The sequence below is a fragment of the Streptomyces sp. RP5T genome (assembly GCF_003933965.1).
In the GTDB taxonomy this organism is placed as follows: domain Bacteria; phylum Actinomycetota; class Actinomycetes; order Streptomycetales; family Streptomycetaceae; genus Streptomyces.
In genome coordinates, this window is record NZ_RSAJ01000725.1 from 1 (window position 1) to 3,758 (window position 3,758).

Genomic DNA, 3,758 nt, shown 5'->3' on the forward strand with positions numbered 1-3,758 from the left:
TTACCGCCCCAAGGGCTCCCCCTACACGGTCAACGACCAGCTCATGGCCGCCACCGCCCTGACGATCGCGCACTGGAACAGGGAGCACGGACAGTTCCCCCGCCCCCTGCGCATCACCATGCCCGTGGACGACCGCCCCAGGGACGCGAGCATGCCCATCGGCAACGGCACCCGACTGGTCGAAGTCCCCTTCTCCTGCGAGGAGTTGCCTCACGACCAGAACCACATGCCCGAGTTCCTGCGCCGCACGGCCCAGCGGACCCGGGCCCTGAAATCCCTCCCTCGCCCCCAGCTCGGCCACGGCGCAGGCGTCCTCACGGCTCCGGTCACCCCGGTGACCTGGCGCGCCGCCCTCACCCGCGGCCTGCGCAGGGCGGCGGCCCCCTGGACCTCCACCACCCTCCTCAGCAACATCGGCCGCGTCCCGTACCCCCTGGACTTCGGCGAGGAGGCGGGCCGCGCGCAGGCCGTGTGGTTCTCGGCGCCCGCGAGGATGCCCCGCGGCCTCACCGTGACGACCGCCTCGACCGCGGGCCGGCTGCACCTCGCGCTGCGCTGGTCGCGGTCCCTGCTCGGCCACGGCGACGGCGCCCATCTGCGGGACCTGTTCGAGCACTACCTGCACACCACGGAGGTGGCCCCGTGAACACCACCGCACCCCCGCGCCGCGGCGGCCTGAGGGACTTCTACGAGGACCCCGCCGTCCCGGTCGCCTCCGGCACCCCCCGGTCGCTGCGCCAGGCCCGCATGCTGGCCGCGGCCCTCGGAAAGGCCGGGACCGTCCCGCGCACCGTCCTGGACATCGGCTGCGGCGACGGCACCGCGGCCGCCACCGCCGCCCCGTTCCTCACCGGCCATCGGATCGTCGGCGTCGACTGGTCCCAGGACGCCCTCACCCGCGCCCGCGCCCGGCTGCCGTACGCCGTGCGCGGTGAACTGAGCGGCGAGGGGCTGCCGTTCAAGGACGCCTCCGTCGACGCCGTGCTGTTCAGCGAGGTCGTCGAGCATCTGGTCGACCCCGACGCCGCGCTCGACGAGATCCGCCGCATCCTGCGCCCGGGAGGCCATCTCATGCTGTCCACACCGAACCTGGCCGCCTGGTACAACCGCGGGCTGCTGCTGGCCGGCGTCCAGCCGGTGTTCTCGGAGGTGAGCCTGCGGGCGATCCACGGGCGGCCGGGCCGGGAGGTCGTGGGCCACCTGCGGCTGTACACGGCCCGCGCGCTGCGGGAGTTCGTCGCGGCGGCCGGCTTCGAGGTCGTACGGCTTGAGGGGGCGCCCTTCCACGGCGTGCCGCGTCCGCTGCGCGCACTGGACCGGCTGGCGTGTGCCAGACCCTCGCTCGCGTCGATCCTGCTGCTGCACGCGCGCAAGACCTAGGGGGTGACCATGTGGTGGGGAGTGGCGGCGGCCCTGTTGGCGAACACCCTGTACAGCGTCGGATTCGTGCTGGAGAAGCGGGCACTGACCGCACTCCCTCAGGTGACGATCCGTCAACCTCTGCGACTGCTCGGGCTGGTGCTCAGAAGCCCGCTGTGGATCGGCGGTTCGCTCTCGCTCGCGGCCGGGTTCGGGGCGCAGCTCGCGGTCTACCGGACGCTGCCGATCGCGGCCGCGCAGGGCATCTTCGTCTCCGGTCTGGTGCTGCTGGTCCTGCTGTCGGCACGGCTGCTGGGCGAGGAGACCAGCAGCCGGGAGCGGTACGCGCTCGGTGCCATCCTCGCCGCGCTCCTCATGGTCGTGCTCTCTTTGAAGGAGGGCTCGGACCGGGTCAGCCGGGACGCCCCGTACCAGCTCATCCTGCTGGTGTGCGTACCGTCGCTGGCGGCGGGCGTGTGGCTGTACGGGTCCGCCGAGCGGCGCACCCGGCACCGGCACCGCATGCCGACGACCGGCGTCGAGTACGGCGTGGCGGTGGGCCTGCTGTACGGGGTCAGCTCGCTCGCGATCAAGGGCGTGTCGAGCTATCTGCCCTCAAGCGGTCTCGGCAGCGCGGTGGTTGCGCTGCTGGGCTCCCCGTATCCGTATCTCCTGTTGTTCACCGGGGCGTTCGGCCTGGTGATGTCCCAGGCGGCGCTCCAGCGCTGCCGGGCCTCGCTGATCGTGCCGGTGTGCACGACGGTGACCTGTCTGTACACCGCGGTGCTCGGCACGCTCTCGTTCGGCGAGTCCCTGCCCCACGACCCGCTGCGGCTCGCGCTGCGGCTCGCGGGCACCCTGCTCGCCGTCGCCGTGCTGCTGAGCATGCCCAAGCACGATTCGGCGCCCCAAACCCCCATCGGTGCCAAGGAGTTGACGCCCCCATGAACCCCGACGACCCGCTGCTGCAGATTCTGGCCTGCCCGCTCGACAAGGGCCCCCTGCACCTCGTACCGCCGGACGAGGCCCTCTACAACCCCCGGCTGCACCGCCGTTACCCGATCGTCGACGGCATCCCGCAGCTGCTGCCGGCCTCCGGCGAGCAGGTGACGGACGACGAGCACGAGGACCTGCTGCGCCGCTGTACTGGGGGTTCTCCCCAGACCCCCGGGATGACTCCATGACGGGGCCCGCGCGCACCTGGGCGGCGCGAGTCGCCCCTCATCTGCCCACCCGTCTGGTGGCGGCGGTCGCCCGGGCCGTGTACCCGCGCTTCGAGCCGGAGCTGGCGCGGCTGCCCGAACTGTGCCCGGCCGGCTGCCGGACGGCGGTGGACGTGGGCGGCTGGTACGGGCCGTGGACGCGCCGGCTGGCCGGGCGGGCGCGGCAGGTGGTGACCGTCGAACCGGTCCCTCATCTGGCCCGGCTGCTGACCTCGGCGGCCCCGGCGAACGTCCGGGTCGTCCAGGCCGCCGCCACCGACCGCCCCGGCACCGCCCGGCTGTGGCTGCCGCCCGGCGACGAGGGCGACCGCGGGGTGTCCTCCCTGGTCCGGCGCGACATCCACGGCCGTGCGGTGGAGGTCCGCTGCGTCACGCTGGACGGACTGGGCCTGAAGGACGTCGGTTTCATCAAGATCGACGTGGACGGGAACGAGTTGGCGGTGCTGCGCGGGGCCGCCGGGATCCTCGCGCGCGACCGGCCCGCGCTCTTCGTGGAACTGGAGTCGCGGATCCAGCCGATCGCGCCGGTGGTGACCCACCTCGCCCTCCTCGGCTACGACGGCTGGGTGCTGCCCCGCACCGCCTGGGTCCCGCTGTCCGGCTTCCCCCTGGAGGCCCACCAGGAGACGGCCTCGTACGTCGTCGGCCAGGGACTGCTCCGCCGGGTCCTGCCCTTCGTGCGCCGTCCCCGGTACGTCAACTCGGTGCTCTTCCTGCCCGACGGCCGCAGGCCCGGTGTCAGTGCGGTGGGGGACGATGGGGACCATGCCCTCCGGAAAGCCCCCGGCCAGTCCCTTCACCGTCCATGACTTCCAGCTGGTCCTGCTGCGCCGCATGGCCGACCACAACCCCGGCCCGGTGGAGGACGTCCGGCACACGCTGGGGGTGTCGATCGCGGACATGCGGGAGGCCAACAAGCGCTGGCAGGCGATGGTCCGCTCCCCGCGGGCCCGCGCCGCCGCGTCCCGGTACCGCTCGGTCCTCGGCCCCCCGGAGACCGTGCTGACCCGTGCGGTGGGCGACCTGGAGTGCGAGGCCTGGCTGTGGCCGGTCCCGCTCTGGCCCGACCTCCGTTTCGAGGTCCTGCTCTCCCCGACCGGCGCGGTCTGGAACGAGTGGCTGATCCGCGCGCCGGTCGGGGAGAGCAGGACCTCGAAACGGAGGTCGGGCCAGAGC

Annotated in this window: 4 protein-coding genes and 2 pseudogenes; all 6 read left to right on the top strand. The window is 73.3% G+C overall.

All coding sequences use genetic code 11. The features are described 5' to 3' along the window. A pseudogene (locus EHS43_RS39890) lies at positions 1-646 on the top strand (condensation protein); the annotation flags it as partial. Next, the gene (locus EHS43_RS39895) at positions 643-1,380 is read left to right on the top strand and encodes a class I SAM-dependent methyltransferase (protein ID WP_125195443.1); all 738 of its coding nucleotides are present in this window, start codon (positions 643-645) and stop codon (positions 1,378-1,380) included. The pseudogene EHS43_RS39890 and the gene EHS43_RS39895, both read left to right, overlap by 4 nt. A 21-nt stretch (positions 1,381-1,401) precedes the next feature. Beyond that, on the top strand, positions 1,402-2,307 hold the full coding sequence (locus EHS43_RS39900; protein ID WP_125195446.1) for a hypothetical protein: 906 nt from the start codon (positions 1,402-1,404) through the stop codon (positions 2,305-2,307). Further along, positions 2,304-2,543, top strand: coding sequence for a Trm112 family protein (locus EHS43_RS39905; protein WP_125195444.1), 240 nt, complete (start codon positions 2,304-2,306; stop codon positions 2,541-2,543). Before EHS43_RS39900 ends, EHS43_RS39905 begins: the two co-directional genes overlap by 4 nt. Next, positions 2,540-3,391 (top strand): FkbM family methyltransferase, encoded by an 852-nt coding sequence (locus EHS43_RS39910; protein ID WP_125195445.1) that lies wholly within the window; start codon positions 2,540-2,542, stop codon positions 3,389-3,391. The genes EHS43_RS39905 and EHS43_RS39910 overlap by 4 nt, the downstream gene beginning before the upstream one ends. Beyond that, positions 3,339-3,758: pseudogene (locus tag EHS43_RS39915) on the top strand (hypothetical protein); the annotation flags it as partial. The gene EHS43_RS39910 and the pseudogene EHS43_RS39915, both read left to right, overlap by 53 nt.